Here is an 18,084-nt window from a genome sequence, read left to right as displayed (position 1 = left end):
ACTAACTAAGAATCCAATAATCAATGCTTCAATACCAAGTGATACATCTTTCTGCATAAACGAGCCTATTGCAGCAACTATACACATAAGCATTAAGAAATACAGAATAGTTGTTCCTATGCCAAGTATAAATGTCAAAAAGGCAGTAAGGATACTCAGCAGCAAGCTGATTGGAAACAAGATTATTTTTATTATCCATCTCATCATTTCTTATTCCTCACTTCCCAATTCACCCTTTGTATCTCCACACACCATATCAATGCAAACATAAACATCAATATAATTTTTTAGGACTTTTTTTCTTCCTCCATCGCCATCTTCATTAAAGACATAATGCTTGTAAAACTGCTTAAAATGCAGGATTTTCACGATTTCACTCTTTGTATCAACGCTATGCACTCCACATGAGAAGTCCTTGGGAATTGGTCGACTATTTCTATTTCTTCTATGTTATATCCTCTATCACTAAATACGCCAAGGTCGCGGACAAGGGTTACGGGGTTGCAAGATATATAGAGAAATTTTTCTGGATCGAAGTCTATTATTTTTTCGATTGCCTTTGGGTTTATTCCCTCTCTCGGTGGGTCTAGGACTATTAGGTCTGGGTTCTTGTCAAGGTCATCTAATACTTTTAAGACATCTGATGCTATGAACTCAACATTGTCGATCCCATTAAGTTTAGCATTTTCTCTCGCTGCCTCCACTGCTTCTTCTACTATTTCTACTCCAATGACCTTCTTGGCTGATGCTGCCAAGACCTGACTTATGGTTCCCGTTCCTGAATAGAGGTCAAAGACTAGTTTATCTCTTGCGTCAATTTTTTCTCTCGCCATTTTGTAGAGGACTTCAGCTGATCTTGTGTTGGTTTGAAAAAATGAGAAGGGACTTATTTTAAATTTTAGTCCAAGGACTTCTTCTTCTATGTGGTCCTTGCCATAAATTAAATCTATTTCTTCTGGGACAATTGCATCAGATAGGGCGTCATTTTTTACATGAAAAATACTGACGATTTCGCCTTCAAGGTCTAAGTTCAAAAGAAATTTTACAAAGGCATCTCTATCAAGCTCACTTTGTGTTGATGTGGCAAGTAAAATCATTATCTCAGAAGTTCTAGTCGCCTTTCTTATTAAAAGATGACGCAAAAATCCCTCGTGCCTCATTCTGTTGTAGTGAGCTTCTCCTATTTTTTCGAAATAGTTTCGGACCTGGCTTCTTATTTTATTGAAGTCACCATCTACAATATTGCAATCAGTGGTGTTTACTATCTCGTGAAATCTATTTTTTACATGAAGTCCAAGGGCAAGGGGTCCATCCTTATACTCGTCGCCAAAGGTGTACTCCATTTTATTTCTGTAAAACTTGTGGACTGGCGAAGGTATTATTTCAAGTTCTCTCTCCATGCCATGCTCTTTAAATAATTTTTCGATTAAGTCTTTTTTATACTTAAGTTCATCTTCATAAGTTAGGGTTTGGTAGCTACAGCCGCCACATTTTTCAAAGTGAGGACAAGGAGACCCTTTTTCAAGACTTGATCTTTCGATTACATTTAATAGTTTTGCCTTTTTGGATCTTCTGCCTCTTGCTTTTATTTCCACAGTCTGACCAAGGATGCCGCCCTTAAATTCATATTTTTTACCTTCAAAGCTTCCCCTTCCTAGGTTGGGAAATCTTGCTTCATCTATTTTAACAATTATGCTCATTTCTTCACTCCTTAAAAAAATTATATCAAATTGTCACAATTTAATAAATTAAGAAAATTTTCTTAAATTTTTTACTTTTTTGCAGCCCTTTGATATTTATTTTCCTTTTTTTGGTATAATTAATTTGATAAGACATTCTTATTTGGGGAAACCCAATTTTATTTATGGAGGTATTGTATGAGAAAAACATGGTTAGTATTACTCCTTGCAATGCTAATGACTCTTACTGCTTGTGGCGGTAACAAAAAGGAAGAGGCAAAGGCTGAGGGAGAAGCAAATGTAATAGAAGATTTAAAGATCCAATTTGTTCCATCAAGGGAACCTGAAGAAATTGTTACACAAACTGAACCTTTAAAGGACATCTTAAAGGCTAAGCTTGCTGAAAAAGGTTACGATGTTAAAAACATTGACATCACTGTTGGTACAAACTACGAAGCTACTGGCGAAGCTCTAAGTGCAGGTAGCGTTGATGTTGGATTTATCCCTGGCGGAACTTATGCTATCTACGACGATGGTGCTGAAGTTCTTCTTACTGCAACTAGAAAGGGACTTTCTGTTGACTCTGAAAATCCTAAGGATTGGAACGACAAAAAACCAACTGAAAAATCTGAAGATCAAGTAAACTTCTACAGAGCTCTTGTAATTGCTGGTCCTTCTGAAAAGGGTAAGGAACTTGCTGCAAAGGTAAATAATGGCGAAGAATTAACTTGGGAAGATCTTGCAAGTGCTAAATGGTCTGTAATGGGTTCATCTTCTTCTGCTGGCTATATCTATCCATATCTTTGGTTGCAAAAAAATTACGAAAAGGGTCTAACTGATCTTCCTTCTATCGTTCAAGCTGATTCTTATCCATCTTCTATGGCAAGACTTGCTTCTGGTCAAGTTGATGTTATGGTTGGCTTTGCCGATGTTAGAATGGACAATGCTGAAAAATGGCAAAATGAATTTAAAAAATCTGCATCTATTTGGGACGAAACTAATGTAATTGGCGTTACTGATAAGATCTTTAACGACACAATTTCTGTTTCTAAAAACTCTGAAATTATGACAGATGAATTTAAAAAAGCTCTTTCTGATTCTTTCATCGAAATTGCAAATACTGATGAAGGTAAAGAAATAATTTCAATTTATAGCCACGAAGGTTATCAAGTTGCAAAGGATTCTGATTATGATGGCGAAAGAGAAGCACAAAAACTTTTAAAAGAACTTAAAAACTAATAAGCTTATTGTGTTTTTATAAATAAAAGTTGTTAAAACTTTTAAGAGAATTTTAAAATTAAGAAAGGGCTTCAAGAGAAGCTCTTTTTTATAAGGAGTATTATGATTGAATTTAAGAATGTGGATAAGGTATATCCCGGTGGATTTAAGGCCCTAAAAAATATTAATTTGACCATAGAAGATGGTGAGTTCGTTGCCATAATAGGTCGCTCTGGTGCCGGCAAGTCCACTCTCATTAGAACTATAAATAAAATGCACGACATTAATTCTGGGACTTTAACTGTAGATGGAGTTGATGTGAAGAGTTTAAAAGGCAAGGAACTGCGAAAGTTTAGACGAAATATTGGAATGATCTTCCAATCTTTTAACTTAGTTGAAAGAATCTCCGTCATAAAAAATGTCATGTCTTCCTTTGTTCCCGACCTCAATCCTATCCAGTCAATCCTTGGCATCTATCCAAGGGAGTGCAAGTTAAAGGCTCTTGAAGCTCTTGAACAAGTGGACATCTTGGACAAGGCCTTTGAAAGGGCAGACAACTTATCTGGTGGACAACAGCAGAGAGTGGCCCTAGCTAGGACTCTTGTGCAAAATCCAAGCATTATCTTGGCAGACGAACCTGTTGCCAGCCTTGACCCTGTTACGGCAAGGCAAGTAATGGACTATTTTAAAAAGATTAACGAAAATCTCGGCATAACCATTCTCTTAAACATCCACCATGTTGAGCTTGCCCTTGAATATGCAACAAAGGTCCTTGGCGTTCGCGATGGAGAAATAATTTACTATGGGCTTGCCAAGAATGTTGACGATAAAGTTTTAAAGTCTATTTACGGAGATTCCTTTGAAGAATTAAAATTGGAGGAAGTATGAACCTCTACTACAAAATTTTTAAACCAAAAAAATATATAACAGAATCTGGAAAGGAAGTAGTGGAATACCCTGGCTTTACTATACCAGTAATTATTCTCCTCCTTTTATTTACAGTAATTTCTGTTAGAGTCACTGGCTTTTCTTTAAACACCTTGGTAAAAAATTCTCACAAACTTTCAGCAATACTTGTGCCAATGTTTAAGCCAAACTTTTCCTACTTCTCATCAGTTGTAGGACCACTTTTAGACACAATAAAGATGTCTTTCTTGGGGTCTTTCTTGGGTGCAGTCGTATCTGTTCCCTTTGCCTTTTTGGCATCCCACAATATGGTGAAGAGCAAAATAATCAATTGGATTGTAAAATTAATTTTTTCAGTTCTTCGTACAATTCCAACTCTCGTGTCTGCACTTATAGCCACTTATGTCTTTGGACTTGGTGCCTTTGCAGGTACTGTTGCAATTTTTATTTTTTCCTTCTCCTATGTAGGAAAGCTAACTTACGAGCAAATCGAAACAGTTAATATGGGAGCCTTTGAGGCCATGATCTCCATGGGCTTTACAAGGACAATGGCATTTTTCAAATCCATTGTGCCAGAAATTTTGCCCTTCTACCTTTCAACAGCCCTTTACAACTTTGAAGGCAACGTCAGATACGCTGCCATCCTTGGTTATGTAGGAGCAGGAGGACTTGGTCTACTCATTAACGAAAACATTAACTGGAGAGATTACAACCGTGTGGGCATGATATTATTGACACTACTTGTGACAGTCTTTGTCATAGAAAATATCTCTGCGCACTTTAGAAGAAAGTTGAATTGATATGTCAGAAAAAGTATTAGAAAAACTAAAATCAGAACCAAAAAATCACGGCTACATCCTCATGATAGTTGCCATAGTTTTATTCATGATAATTTGGTCTTCGACAGTAATAAATTTTGAATCGGCAACTGAAGAGGGAATGACTGTTGCAAAAAATATAATAAAAGGAATTTTAAATCCCAAGAAAGATATGCTCTTTAACTTGACAAAAAAGGGCGTGCCCTATCTTCTCCTTGAGACAATGTGTATAGCCTTCCTGGGTACACTGGTAGGCTCAATAATTGCAATACCTCTTAGCTTTTTGGCTTCATCAAATATTGTGGCAGCTCCCATAGCTTATATGGTGAGACTTCTCATAATCCTAATAAGGACAATACCTTCCATAGTCTATGGGCTTATGTTTATAAGAGTTACAGGCCCTGGACCCTTTGCGGGCCTTATGACTATGAGCTTTACATCAATAGGCATGCTGACAAAATTATTTTCCGACAACATAATGAATTTAAATAAGTCAATTTTGGAGTCCTTCTCCTCAATAGGCGCCACAACTTTTCAAAAAATTCGCTTTGGAATAATTCCACAGCTTTGGGCGAACTTTGCCTCTACAACAATTTATCGCTTTGACATAAACCTTAGAGACGCAGCAGTCCTTGGACTAGTTGGTGCAGGCGGCATTGGCTCTCCACTTATGTTTGCCATAAATTCCTACAAGTGGCAAGAAGTTGGCGCAATCCTTTTGGGACTTATAATTCTAGTATTATTTATAGAATTTTTCTCAACAAAAATTAGAGCAAGGCTAGTAGGTGAAAAATGAAAATAAAAGTAATTCACACATCAGATTTACACGGGTATTTTTTCCCCACAGACTATTTAGATAGAGAGAGAAAAGCCACTGGCTATCTCTCTCTTTTAAACAATATAAAAAAAGACCATTTCACTATCTTAACTGACGGTGGCGACACCCTCCAAGGCTCATCCTTTGCCTACTATGTAAAGGAGTTTTTAGGCTCAGATATTATTGCAGACCTCATGCAAAATGTTGACTACTACACCCTTGGCAATCACGACTTCAATTACGGCTACAATTATTTAAAATCCTATGTGGAAAATATGAAGGGGAAACTACTTTGTGCTAATGTCACTGACAAGACTTCTGGCATAGAAATTTCTCCCTATGCCGTAAAAGAAATGGGTGGCTATAAAATTGGCATAGCTGGCATTGTCACAGACTGGGTAAATCTTTGGGAGAGAAAAGAAAATTTAGAAAACTTTGAAATAAGAGATGCCTTTACTTCTGCCAAGGAAGTTTTAGAAAAATTAAAAAAAGAAAAAACCGATTTTAATATTTTGATTTATCACGGCGGCTACGAAATAGATTTAAAAACTGGCGAAAAATTATCAGACACCAGTGAAAATGTGGGCGGAAAAATTGCAAGTGAACTTGACTACGACTTGATCCTTGCAGGTCACCAACACATGGAATTGTCTGGCGAGATCAATAAGACCTTTGCTGTGGAAAGTCCCGCCAATGGGATGAAGGCTGCCATGATAGAAATAGAAACTGGCGAGGGAAAAGTTTCTGCATCCTTTATAGAACCAAGCCTTCAAGAAAATTACTTGGAAGAAAAATATAAGTATGTAGAAGAAAAGGTGCAAGACTACTTAGATGAACCTATAGCAAGGCTTTCTCGCGACTACCTCCCTGATGACAAAATAAAAATGGCAGTAAAAGGGTCAGACCTTGCAGACCTAATAAATAAAATTCAGCTTGACTACACTGGTGCCGACATCTCAATTACATCCTTTGCCAATGTCATAACTGGCCTCAAAAAAGATCTAACAACAAGAGATGTCTTAAACACTTACAGGTTCCCAAACACAGCTCTTGTACTTGAAATTGATGGCAAGACCCTAAGAGATGCCCTTGAAGAGGACTACACCTATATAGTCTATGATGGAGATTATAAAATCGCAAAAAAATTCCTTGAGCCCAAGGAAGAACACTACAACTTCGATTTCTTTTATGGCATAGACTTTGATTTGGATTTAAAAAAAGAAATTGGCAAAAGAATTGGCAGGATTTACTTTAAGGGAAAAGAAGTAAAAGACAGCGACAAGTTTTCCATAGTCATGAATAATTACAGGGCAACGGGAGCGGGCGGCTTTGATATGTATAAAAATCTTAGAGTAATAAAAAATTACGACAAGGAAATATCAGAAATATTACTAGACTATTTTAGAAATTTATAAATTTAAAATTTTGAGACTTGGCATGACCAGGTCTCTTTTTTTGAAAATTTTATAAGCTTGTGGAAATAATAAACATTGCAAAAATTTCTGGATAAATCAAAAAGTAAATTTGAGCAAAAAAATAAGACAGTCACCTGTCTTATTCGTAGAGATTTCTGCTTCCAAATTTAATTTTACTATTATTTAGAGCCTTTTTTTGTGGATAGTTGTAATTAGAAATCATCGACCTGAAAAGCGTAGCAGCTTCTGATCTCCTAATTGATCTTGTTGGATAGAAGTTTCCATCAGAGTATCCTCGTAGTATTCCTGCATCGACTAGGGCGCCTACATAACCCCTTGCCGATTCACTAATCTTATTCTTGTCGCCAAATTCATTAGTTGCACTTGCCTTAGTAGGTAATGAATAAACATAACCAAGGATTTCTGCAACCTCTTCCCTTGTAATATCTCTCTCTGGATTTAACTTTCCCGTAGTTGGTGTGATGTATCCTGCCTTTATGCCCTTAGCTACATCGCTATAATACCAGTCAGAAGTGTTTACATCAGAAAAAGTGACAGTGTAAGTTTTGTCGAAGCCAATTAAACTATTTACTGTGGCATAAAACTCAACTCTCGTCATGTTTTCGTTGGGTTTAAATGTGTTGTCATCATAGCCAGACATTATTCCCTTGTCTGTAATAAAGTCAATAGATGATTCTGCCCAGTGCCCTCTTGTGTCTCTAAAGGATTTTGCAAATACAGTGCTTGTTAAAATCAATGCCGTGGAGATAATGATCAATGAAGTCTTTTTCAAAATCTTCATTTTTATCACCTTCATTATTATTATAACTTAATAATTATCTTTTGAAACAATTTCTATTTTAAGTTTTTGTTACAAAGAGCCTATCTTGTAACATTAATGAAACATATACGGTTTTTATACTTTATCTAGTGTCTTTATAAAGATTTAAAAATTTTGTCCCTGTAATAAAAGTGACATCTTTTGAAATAATTTTAAAAAATTTGTGGGAATTGCAAAAATATTTATTGCAAAAATATTTGAGGATTGCAAAAAATTTCTATGTAAAAATTCCTGGAAATTACAAAAAAATTATGTACAAAAAATTAGGCAAAATAAAAGAGAACAGATTATGTAAAAAGATAACTGTTCTCTAAGGGAAGAAAAAAGATGATGAAGTTTTCACTTCTCCTATATTGTACTGTAGTAAAATATTTTTGTCAAGCCTTTATGAAAATATTTTCAAAGAAATTTTGTCCCCCAAAAATCGGTCTTATCCCTTTAAATTACAAGGATTCCTATAAAATTTAAAAATATTATGAATATATTTGCACAGCTTACTTTAATTAGAATATGTGGTAGAATGTAGGTGAGGTGATATTTTGTTAAAAGAAATAATTTTAAAAAGAAGAACAGTTAGAAAATATAAAGATAAAGAAGTTGACAGAGAAAAATTGGAAGAACTTTTGATGTACGCATCAATGGGACCATCAAATGGCAACTCTCACCCCGTTGAATTTATAATTGTAGACGACAAAGAAAAAATCGAAGAACTATCCAATATGGACTCCTTTGCAACCCTCTACCTAAAGGACGCACCAGTGATTGTAATAGTAATTGCAAACACAGACATCTGCAAGACTTGGGTGGAAGAAGCATCACTTACAGCAGCCTACCTACAACTTCTCCTTGAAGAAGAAGGACTTTCATCTTCATGGATCAATGTAAAAGAAGGAAAGACTGCAGGAAAGATTTCTTATGAAGAATACTTCCAAGAAAACTTTGGCGTAAAAAAACCATATAGAGCACAATGTTTGATCCCAATTGGCTACAAAAAATCAGGCACAAAGGACCACGAAGAATTTGATATCTCATCAAAAGTCCACTACAATAAGTTCTAAAATTTTTATTTGAAGGGTGAAATTTTATTAGCAGATAAAAATTTTATTAGGCAAAAATTTTATTAGCCAATAAAAATATTGTTAGCACGAAAAAATAACTAAATCCGGTTCGCCGGATTTTTTTATTTCCCAAATATTTAATTCCTTGCAATAAAAAAGATCTTGCTGAAAAATTTTCAACAAGATCTTTATTTTTTTTAAATTAAGCCTTTTAATGCTGAGACTACAGAATATCCACCTAAGAATATTGTTATTAGACAAACTAAAGATCCAAGTAAAATAAGAACTTTGCCATTTCTGTATTCTTTTAATTGTTTAACACTTGATGCAATAATTACAACATAAATTGCTGCTATAGGTAAGATAAGTCCATTTAGAGCTTGTGCAATTAATAATATTTGCATTGGATTAAATCCTATTGATCCTACAACAATACCAATAATTGCTATTATTAGGTTAGCGTATTTAAATCTTTTATCTGAATTATCATACTCCCAACCAAGTAGACCTGCCAATGTGTAAGAAGCACCTAGAGGAGAAGCTATAGCTGAAGATAATCCAGCTGAGAATAGGCCTATACTCATAAACATCTTAGCCCAAGATCCTAATAGTGGTTCTAGCTGTATTGATAAATCTGCAGCACTTTGTATTACATGACCTCTCATAAGAGTTCCGGAAGTGACAACTATTGCAGCTGTGATTAAACCACCTATACTTATAGAAACAATTGTATCCCACTTTGATAAAATTAGTTGGTCTGGTGAATCCCAATTTTCTGCTGCTGTTCCTGTATGAATGAAGAAGTTATAAGGAACTATGGTAGTACCAATCATTGATATAATTAAAATTATTGATTTTGCAGGTATTGTAGGTGCGACACCTGAGAAAACTTCTCCCCAGTTTGGTTTAGAAACAAACATGGTTGTAACAAATACTATCGCCATTATCGCAACTAAAACAGTTAAAATCTTTTCCAACAATTTTATATTTCCCTTTAAAATCAATGTTAAAACTATAACACCAATAACAGGAACTATAATTCTAATAGGAACATTTATTAGAGTAGCTATACCTAATGATGTACCTGTTAAATCTCCTGATATGTATGCCGCACATCCAAATGCTATTGATCCTCCAACAAAGTAAGCAGAAAATTTTTGTAAAAAAGGTCTGTCTTTAAATTCTTCTAAGATTGCTTCACCTAAGCCACCCTTAGTTATAATACCAATTCTAGCTGACATCTCTTGTAGGATTATTGTCGCTATGATAGAAAATATTACCGTCCACAATAGAGCATATCCAAATTCAGCTCCAGCCCTAGTAGCGGTTGTAACAGTACCTGGTCCAATAAAGGATGCAGTAACCATAGCCCCTGGTCCAATAGCTTTTAATTTTTCAGCTAAAGTGTACTTTCTTTTTTGAGTTTCCATAAAATTCTCCTTTCTTTTCACGGCTATGCCGTTGTTAAGACTATAATATAATTATAATTAGTCATGCAAACCTTGTCAACATAAATTTTATCAATTTATCAAATTAATATAAAAACTTTCCTAAAAATTTTACTAAAACAATTAATAATTAAAAATTTTATGACTGTTATTGATAAATACCATTTAATAGTATTGTGTTATAATAGTTTTTATAGGGAGTAGTGAATTACATGAAATTAATACAATCCATACAAAGAGCATTTGAAATAATTGATTGTTTTAACGAGGACAACGAAGAATTAAAATTAAACGATATAAGTAAAATGCTAAACTTGAATATAAATACAACAAGAGGAATAGTAAATACATTAGTTTATTTTTCCTATTTAGAGCATGATCAAGAAAAAAATGTTTATAAACTTGGTTATATATTTTTACCAAAGTCTAAACTTTTAAAGAATAGAAATGATGATATTTTTATTAATAACTTAGAGACATTTCTAAAGGAAATAGCTAATAAATATAATGTGAATACAAGATTCCATAAAATTTTAGAAAATAATATTGTAAAAATATTATCTGAGGAACCCGATGAATCAAGATATTTTTTGTACATCAAGGACTCTAAAGAATTGCCTTTAAATGCAACATCTTCTGGTAAATTAATTCTTAAATATTCAGATGAAGATTTTTTGCAAAACTATTTAAACAATATTCCTGAAAAAAAGGTAAGCGAGAATACTATTACTACAAAATCTAAAATGATAGAAGAATTAGAAAACATAGATAAAAAGGGCTACTCAACTGAAATTGATGAAGTAGCAATAGGAATAAGCTCTGTAGCCGTTCCTATAATAAAATCTGAAAAATTAGTTGCTACAATAAGTGCAACTGCTCCTACAAAAACAATTAAAGAAAATTCAGATGATATCGCACAAGAAATTATAAATTTTATAAAAAACATTCAACAATAATAAAAACTACATTGTAGTTTTTATAGTTATATTATCGTTGACATGCTTGATTTTATATTTTATAATAAGATTAAATAAAATAATTTAATTTACTAAAGGAGTTGTTAATGATGAGAGAAAGTAAACCTACAATCTATGATCCAAGTTTTTTACCTAATACAATCTACAGTGGAGTACCTTCATGGCTGAATTTATCAGTTATTGAAAATGACGAAGATTTAGATGGCTTAGATGCAGCAGTTATTGGTGTTCCTTGGGAAGGCGGATGCACAATAGGCGGTTACTCCCCTACTACAGAAGGTCCAAAAGCAATAAGAAGTGCATCTATAAGATATACTGGTTATCTTCCTGATTATGACCAAGACTGTTTCGATTACTTAAAAGTTGCAGACTTCGGTGATACTCCAGTTCATAACGGACATTATGATTTTACATTTGATGCAATAAGAGAAAAAGTTTCTAAGTTATTAGATAAAAAGGTTATGCCAATTACTTTTGGTGGAGATCACGGTATAGCTTATCCAATAATTAGCGAAATAGCAAAAAGATATCCGAAAAAAGTAGGAGTACTACACTTTGACGCTCATTTAGATAACTATGAAGCTTATGGTGACGACTTGTATTCTAGATGTTCACCATTTTATAGACTTTACGAAGATGAAAACATGGACCCTACTAAAATCGTTCATATTGGTATTAGAGGACCTAGAAATCACAGAGAAGAGTTCCAAAATGCAAAAACTCATGGTGCAACAGTTATCTTAGCCAATGAAGTTCATGAAAATGGATGGAAAAAGTCAATTGAAAAAGCAATAGACATTGCTTTCAAAGACACTGAATTTGTTTATGTAACAATATGTTCTGATTCTTTAGACGCAGCATCTATGCCACAAGGTCCTCAAGATATGGGAGGTTTGACAAGCTACCAACTTAATATGATGGTTCATGCAGCAGGAGTAGCTGGAGCAAAAGGCTTTGATTTTGTAGAAATTTATCCTGATACGCTTTCACTTCAAACTGCAGCCCATGTTGCAAATTGGGCAGCTCTTTATTATTTAAACGGCTTGGCTAATAATTTTAGATAAAAATTATTTACTATATTAAATGAAATTTAACGGCTCTTAACAAATTTTTGAGCCGTTATTTTTAACTATAATTTTATTTTTCAATGGAGGCATAAATGTTTACTGATAAAGAGAAAACAATAAAAATAATTGAAAATTCAATTGAAAAAAGTTTAGTCTATGCAAATGAAGGTGAAATTGCCACATATAGGTGCTCTACTAGCCAATGGTGGCAAAGATTTGGCAAATAATGCTGAGATAATTTCAAAAGACTCCGTAAAAATAGTTCTTGCACAAATGGCATCTTGTGGAATGTATGAAGAAAGTGGAAGTTTTTTATTAGAAGTGGGAATACCATCAAAGAGTGGTGTGAGCGGTGCAATACTAGGTGTCGTACCTGGAAAATGTGGCATTTGTGTCTATTCTCCAAGACTTGATAAATCTGGCAACAGTGTTGTCGGAAAAAATTTGTTGAAAATACTTTCCAACGATTTAGATTTAAATATTTTTTTATAATTTTGTTCAATAAATTCCGCAATAAAAAAAAGATTCACCTTAATATCATCTTGGTGAATCTTTTTCTCTTAAATTATTTAAATAGTGAAACTATAAAGTCGATAAGTTTTTCTAAAAAGTTTTTTGTATTTTCAACAGCCTTTTCCCCTTCAGGTGAGTTTAAAAATGTTTAAATCAAATAATTTTCAAAAAATAATTTTTACTATTTCTAAAAAATCTTTTCAATTAATTTTATAAAATAAATTAGATAAGGGGTTTTCCACTTTTCTTTATTTACATATCCATTAACTTTAACAGTTAGTTGTTCTAAATCTGCATCTATTATGGAAATTTCTTTATTTTTAATATATCTAGTAGCAACATAAGTTGGCAAGAACGCGACAACATCGTTTTCTTTTATTATATTCAAAATCGCACTAATGTTTTGAATATGAATAAATTTTTTTATTTTTAAATTTTTTTCATTAAATATTTGCATCAGTTTTTGATTATAATAACTTTCATTCTCTGTCAAAACAAAAAGTTTGTCTTCCATTTCTCTTAAAGTCATTTTTTTTAAATTTTTAGAATATCTTGTCATAAATGACATTTCTATTGTTTTAAATTTTATTTTTTCGAATTTATTTTGAGAAATCTCATTTTCTATTCCAAATACAATGTCAAAATTATTCTTAGATAATTCATCATATAGCTCCATAGTACTCCCTGTTCTAATATCTAATATTATATTTGGATAGTTTTCAGAAAACTTTATCAAAACTTCATTCATATTAGAAAGAAGAAAGGATTCTATTGTTCCAATTCTTAAAGTACCATGAATCATAGTAGGTTCACTATTTAGATATTTCATTTCTAATGATAAATTATACATCTCTCTTGCTAAAACAAGGAAATTTTCACCAAAATCAGTTAAATATACAGAACGACCAATTCTATCAAACAATTTAGCATTTAATTCCTCTTCCAACTGATGTATTTGCATTGTTATTGTTGATTGAGCATATCCTAATTCTTCAGCAGCTTTTGTAAAAGTTTTATGCTGAACAATACTCAAAAAACTTTCAATATTTCTTATTTCCATTTTAAAACCACCTATCAAAAAAAATGAACACTTTAATCAAAACTATGAATTAGATTAATTAATTATATCATGTTATTATTAGTTTGTAAAAAGATAGTGAGTTACATAGATAAAAAATGAAAGGGGAAAACACTATGAAAGACATGAGTTATTTAAAAACAAAACCTATTGCAGTTCTAGGAGGAGGTGCAGTTGGAAAAACAATTGCTGCAGACAGCAAACTAGGCGGAGCAGAAGTAAGATTATTTGATTTACCAGACTTTGCCAAAAAATCATTAAAAGGTCTTAAGAAAACAGGAATTTTACTTGATGGTATTCAAAGAAATAGAGATGGTTTTGAAAGATCTGGTAGAGCTCACCTTGATTTATACACAGACAATATTGCTGAAGCAGTTAAGGGAGCAGGAATAATAGTTGTAGCTTGCGGATCATGGGGACATGAACCTATTTTTAAAGAACTAATTCCTCATCTTGAAGATGGACAAGTTATTATGATTTTTGCTGATAACTTTGGTTGTCTATTATTAAGAAAAATGATGAGAGACATGAAGTCTGATAAGAAAGTTATTATTGGTGGATGGTCAAGTGCTCCTTATGGAACAAGAATTGAATCAGTTAATGGATTCCAATTCCCACACGTTGGTGTTAAATACCGTGCTATTACACTTAGAGGAGCTGCTTTACCTATGTCAGATACAGAGGCTTTTCTTGAAGCAGGAAAATATCTACCAGCTATGGATGCAGTATATCAAGGCGATGGACCACAAAAGGGTGAAACTATTTTAGATATAGATTTTGCAAATGTTAATCCTGTAATTCACGTTCCTGCAACAGTTCTTGGGGTTTCAACAATGGAAAACTGGGGAGTAATTTTCTGTGGTCACGATAAAACAACATATTCAATGTACAGCCATGGATTATGCCCATCAATTTGTGAAGTTCAATATAAATTCTATAACGAAGAAATACAATTAGCTGAAAAAATTGGCGTTGGTATTCCTAAGTATAAAAAAGACATGTTTTTCTCAAGAAGAAGTGTATTGACACAAGAATATATGGGTCTAGATGAAAATGGAAATGATAATGTTGTATTTCCATTAGATCAACCTTCAACCGAAGGCAATACAGGTCCAAACAGTATTCACCACAGATATATGACAGAAGATGTTCCTATTGGATGTAAAATATACCACGATTTAGGAGTCCAATACGGAGTAAAGACACCAATTATAGATTCCATGATAGTTTTGTCAGGAGCAATGCATAATAAAAACTTTTTTGAAGAAAGCAAATATAATTTAGAGTATCTCGGAATAAAAGACATGAGTAAAGAAGATCTTTTAGATTACCTAAATAATGGAGTTTATAACATCTAATAAGTAATATCATAAGGCTTTCATCTTAAATTTAGTATGAAAGCCTTATTTTTAAAATGGAGTTTGATTATGAATTTTGATTTTAAAAAGAATTATAAAGTTGAAGACTTTATTTTTAACACAAAATGGGAAAATCTACCTGAAAAAATAAAAAAGCAAGCGATTATTTGCGGAATTGATTTAATAAATGCCTTGATTTTAGGCAGTAAAGGTAATCAATATAAAATAGGTGTGAATTTTGCGAAAAAATATTATAAAGAAGGAGATATTGAGCTTATAGGAAAAGAAGAAAGTTTAAATCTTCCAGGTGCAGTTGTTGCATACTCCCATGCTTCAAATTCTTTTGACATTGATGACGGATTTAATTTAGTAAAAGGTCATCCAGGAACATCTTTTATAGCAGGAGTAATTTCTTCAGCAATTCAAGAAAATATAACATATAAAGAATTTCTTGAAACTTTAGTTGTTTGTTATGAACTTTCTATTAGAGAAGGACTTGCTTTACAAGATCACTATGATTATTTACACAGTACAGGAACATATGGAGCATTTGGTACAGCTGCTGGAATTTGTAAGATATTAAATCTTGATAAAGAAAAGACTAACAACGCTTTATCAATTGCTGATTTTCATGCACCTTTAACACCTGTAATGAGATCAGTGCAAAACCCATCTATGAATAAAGACGGAGTACCTTTTGGTGCTTTAGTTGGTATGCAAGCAGTTTTAGAAACTTTAGAAGGTTCACAAGGTGGTGGATATCTATTAGAGTTACCAGAATACGAGGAGCATGTAAATAATTTAAACAAACTATATATGATGGTTGACCTCTATTTTAAACCATATACATGTTGTCGATGGGCACATCAACCGATAGAAGCAAGTATAGATTTAATAAAAGATAATAATTTAAATTTTAATGATTTTAAAGAAGTTAAAATTTTTACATTTGATTCAGCTGCGCAACTAAGCAAAATAAAACCAAAAACAACGGATGAGGCACAATATAATATTGCTTGGCCAGTCGCATCTGCAATAGTTCACGGGGATGTTGGGATTGAACAAGTCATTGAAGGAGCTTTAGATGATAAGGATGTCTTAAAAATTATGGGCATATTAAAATTTGAAGTGGATGAAGAGCTTGATTCAGCTTTCCCTGAAAAAAGATTAGCGAAAGTTCAAATTATTACAAAGGATGACAAAGTATATACTTCTGATATCTATCAAGCAAGCGGTGAAAGCACAGATAATGTAGATATAAATTGGATAAAAAATAAGTTTATTAAAAGAACTAAATCAATTTTAAAAGAAGACGGACAAAAAGAAATACTTAATAATCTGGAGAATAATTTAAATATTAAGATGAAGGATCTTATAAAAATAATAAACAATGAGATAAAATGAAAGGTGGGTGTTATATATGACTCCTTATGATTTTTTAATGGATTTTGCGTTAATGTCTATTTTACTTTTTATAGCTCAGCTAATGAGAGCAAAATTAAAAATAGTACAAAAATTTTTATTACCAAGTTCATTGTTAGCGGGATTTATGGGACTATTTTTTGGAAAACAGTTCTTAAATATTATTCCTTTCTCTGATTCTGTAGGATCTTATCCTTACATGTTAGTTGTTTTCTTATTCGCTTCGCTCTTCATAGGCAATGAAGGCGGTGGATCATTTAAACAAACTATGGATGATGTAGGTGATACATTTTTTGTAAACTCTTCAGTTTATTTTCTTCAATACGGAGCAGCATTAGTTATAGGAGGATTAATACTGAAAGTATTTTATCCTAATGTTTCTGAAGCTTTTTCAGTATTAATGCCTGGCGGATTTATTGGTGGTCATGGAGCAGCGGCAGCTTTTGGAGGAGCATTCGAAGAATTAATCGGTTGGGATGAAGCTTTACCAATTGCACAGACTTTTGCAACAATAGGTTTGGTTTTTGGAGTGTTAGGAGGAATTGTTTTAATTAATATCGCAACCAGAAAAAAATGGACTAGATTTATTAAAACAATGCAAGAACTACCTGTAGGAATGAGAACAGGTATGAATCCTTCTGAAGAACAAGATGTTTTGGGTATAGAAACAGTTAATAACATGTCACTTGATACATTAACTTGGCATTTCATGCTTGTTTTAATAGCCACTTGTGGTGGATATTTTACAACTAATTATTTACAAGGTTTGTTCCCTAAATTAAGTATTCCGATGTTCTCTGTTTCAATGCTATATGGTGTGCTTGTACAATTTATTTTAAAGAAAATAAATTTTTCAAAATATGTTGACAGAAGAATTATAAGTCATGTTGGTAGTTTTGCTACAGACTATTTAGTATCATTTGGTATAGCAACAATAAAAATTTCAGTTGTAATAAAATATGCAATGCCAATACTAATACTAACATTAATCGGTGCTGTTTTTTGTGTTTCTTATCTTTTGCTTGTTTCTAGAAAGCTATATCAAAAATATTGGTTTGAAAAGGGAATATTTATATTTGGTTGGTCAACAGGTGTAGTTGCAATAGGAGTAACTTTATTAAGAATAGTCGATCCTAAATATCAAAGTAAAACACTAGAAGATTATGGAATGGCTTATGTGTTTATGTCTTTTATTGAGATTGGTCTTATCGCTACACTTCCTTCACTAATTGTTAATGGATATTCATTGATTAGTGGTATTGCTTGCTTCATAGTAGGCTTTATCCTATTAGGACTATGTGCAAAAAAATATGGCATTTACAAAGGTCCAGATGATCAATTACGACCAGGTGAAATCGATGTAAATTTTAATTAAATATAAATACATTTAATTAAATTTTAATTTAGAATAAATAAATAATATCATATGACTTTCATCTTAAATTTAGTATGAAAGCCTTGTTTTTAAA

The 18,084-nt window shown here is 32.7% G+C and carries 18 protein-coding genes and 1 pseudogene; 13 read left to right on the top strand and 6 right to left on the bottom strand.

Translation table 11 applies throughout. The features are described from left to right. From HMPREF2801_RS08525 to rlmD, 3 genes are all read right to left on the bottom strand, one after another. Positions 1-204 (bottom strand): CD1845 family protein (locus HMPREF2801_RS08525; protein ID WP_070611905.1); only part of this gene is annotated, 204 nt, incomplete at its 3' end. Positions 205-210: 6 nt separating this feature from the next. Beyond that, the gene (locus HMPREF2801_RS09250) at positions 211-369 is read right to left on the bottom strand and encodes a hypothetical protein (protein ID WP_019107307.1); all 159 of its coding nucleotides are present in this window, start codon (positions 367-369) and stop codon (positions 211-213) included. Beyond that, positions 366-1,700: a 23S rRNA (uracil(1939)-C(5))-methyltransferase RlmD gene (gene rlmD, locus HMPREF2801_RS08520; RefSeq protein WP_070611875.1), complete on the bottom strand. Its 1,335-nt coding sequence runs from the start codon at positions 1,698-1,700 to the stop codon at positions 366-368. Before rlmD ends, HMPREF2801_RS09250 begins: the two co-directional genes overlap by 4 nt. Before the next feature lie 177 nt (positions 1,701-1,877). Here rlmD and HMPREF2801_RS08515 point away from each other — a divergent pair, with 177 nt between their 5' ends. The 5 genes from HMPREF2801_RS08515 to HMPREF2801_RS08495 all read left to right on the top strand — a co-directional run bounded on the left by HMPREF2801_RS08515 (position 1,878) and on the right by HMPREF2801_RS08495 (position 6,853). Continuing rightward, a complete protein-coding gene (locus tag HMPREF2801_RS08515; RefSeq protein ID WP_070611873.1) occupies positions 1,878-2,918 on the top strand; it encodes a phosphate/phosphite/phosphonate ABC transporter substrate-binding protein in 1,041 nt (346 codons plus the stop codon). A gap of 102 nt (positions 2,919-3,020) precedes the next feature. Then, positions 3,021-3,785, top strand: a complete 765-nt coding sequence (phnC, locus tag HMPREF2801_RS08510; protein WP_070611872.1) for a phosphonate ABC transporter ATP-binding protein — start codon at positions 3,021-3,023, stop codon at positions 3,783-3,785. Next, a complete protein-coding gene (gene phnE / locus HMPREF2801_RS08505; protein ID WP_070611870.1) occupies positions 3,782-4,603 on the top strand; it encodes a phosphonate ABC transporter, permease protein PhnE in 822 nt (273 codons plus the stop codon). Before phnC ends, phnE (HMPREF2801_RS08505) begins: the two co-directional genes overlap by 4 nt. Position 4,604: 1 nt before the next feature. Beyond that, the gene (phnE, locus tag HMPREF2801_RS08500) at positions 4,605-5,417 is read left to right on the top strand and encodes a phosphonate ABC transporter, permease protein PhnE (RefSeq protein ID WP_019125174.1); all 813 of its coding nucleotides are present in this window, start codon (positions 4,605-4,607) and stop codon (positions 5,415-5,417) included. After that, a complete protein-coding gene (locus HMPREF2801_RS08495; protein WP_070611868.1) occupies positions 5,414-6,853 on the top strand; it encodes a bifunctional metallophosphatase/5'-nucleotidase in 1,440 nt (479 codons plus the stop codon). Before phnE (HMPREF2801_RS08500) ends, HMPREF2801_RS08495 begins: the two co-directional genes overlap by 4 nt. 139 nt (positions 6,854-6,992) lie before the next feature. Here HMPREF2801_RS08495 and HMPREF2801_RS08490 read toward each other — a convergent pair whose 3' ends face one another. Next, on the bottom strand, positions 6,993-7,655 hold the full coding sequence (locus HMPREF2801_RS08490; protein ID WP_019125176.1) for an S-layer homology domain-containing protein: 663 nt from the start codon (positions 7,653-7,655) through the stop codon (positions 6,993-6,995). Positions 7,656-8,233: 578 nt separating this feature from the next. Here HMPREF2801_RS08490 and HMPREF2801_RS08485 point away from each other — a divergent pair. Beyond that, on the top strand, positions 8,234-8,752 hold the full coding sequence (locus tag HMPREF2801_RS08485; RefSeq protein WP_019125177.1) for a nitroreductase family protein: 519 nt from the start codon (positions 8,234-8,236) through the stop codon (positions 8,750-8,752). A gap of 197 nt (positions 8,753-8,949) precedes the next feature. Here HMPREF2801_RS08485 and HMPREF2801_RS08480 read toward each other — a convergent pair whose 3' ends face one another. Beyond that, positions 8,950-10,182, bottom strand: a complete 1,233-nt coding sequence (locus HMPREF2801_RS08480; protein WP_070611864.1) for an Nramp family divalent metal transporter — start codon at positions 10,180-10,182, stop codon at positions 8,950-8,952. Between the two features lie 230 nt (positions 10,183-10,412). On the opposite strand from HMPREF2801_RS08480, the gene HMPREF2801_RS08475 reads away from it, so the two are divergent. The 4 genes and pseudogenes from HMPREF2801_RS08475 to HMPREF2801_RS08465 form a co-directional block, all read left to right on the top strand. After that, positions 10,413-11,156, top strand: coding sequence for an IclR family transcriptional regulator (locus HMPREF2801_RS08475; RefSeq protein WP_070611862.1), 744 nt, complete (start codon positions 10,413-10,415; stop codon positions 11,154-11,156). Positions 11,157-11,263: 107 nt separating this feature from the next. Next, on the top strand, positions 11,264-12,241 hold the full coding sequence (locus HMPREF2801_RS08470) for an agmatinase family protein (RefSeq protein WP_246830009.1): 978 nt from the start codon (positions 11,264-11,266) through the stop codon (positions 12,239-12,241). 95 nt (positions 12,242-12,336) lie between these two features. Then, positions 12,337-12,471, top strand: coding sequence for a hypothetical protein (locus HMPREF2801_RS09540; RefSeq protein WP_256387807.1), 135 nt, complete (start codon positions 12,337-12,339; stop codon positions 12,469-12,471). Beyond that, a pseudogene (locus HMPREF2801_RS08465) lies at positions 12,419-12,736 on the top strand (glutaminase); the annotation flags it as partial. The gene HMPREF2801_RS09540 and the pseudogene HMPREF2801_RS08465, both read left to right, overlap by 53 nt. 208 nt (positions 12,737-12,944) lie before the next feature. Here HMPREF2801_RS08465 and HMPREF2801_RS08460 read toward each other — a convergent pair. Next, entirely contained in the window at positions 12,945-13,817 is an 873-nt protein-coding gene (locus tag HMPREF2801_RS08460) for a LysR family transcriptional regulator (protein ID WP_070611858.1), read from the bottom strand. Between the two features lie 134 nt (positions 13,818-13,951). Between HMPREF2801_RS08460 and HMPREF2801_RS08455 the strand changes: the two genes are divergently transcribed. The 3 genes from HMPREF2801_RS08455 (at position 13,952) to HMPREF2801_RS08445 (ending at position 17,990) form a co-directional block, all read left to right on the top strand. Next, positions 13,952-15,193 (top strand): NAD/NADP octopine/nopaline dehydrogenase family protein, encoded by a 1,242-nt coding sequence (locus HMPREF2801_RS08455; RefSeq protein ID WP_070611856.1) that lies wholly within the window; start codon positions 13,952-13,954, stop codon positions 15,191-15,193. A gap of 69 nt (positions 15,194-15,262) precedes the next feature. Then, positions 15,263-16,597, top strand: coding sequence for an MmgE/PrpD family protein (locus HMPREF2801_RS08450; RefSeq protein ID WP_070611854.1), 1,335 nt, complete (start codon positions 15,263-15,265; stop codon positions 16,595-16,597). Between the two features lie 16 nt (positions 16,598-16,613). Continuing rightward, positions 16,614-17,990, top strand: coding sequence for a sodium/glutamate symporter (locus HMPREF2801_RS08445; RefSeq protein WP_070611852.1), 1,377 nt, complete (start codon positions 16,614-16,616; stop codon positions 17,988-17,990). Positions 17,991-18,084 lie beyond the last annotated feature (94 nt).

This window comes from Peptoniphilus sp. HMSC062D09, assembly GCF_001811425.1.
Lineage (GTDB): Bacteria > Bacillota > Clostridia > Tissierellales > Peptoniphilaceae > Peptoniphilus_A.
The sequence above is the reverse complement of the archived record's forward strand: the minus strand, read 5'-3'. Positions and strand labels throughout refer to the sequence as shown.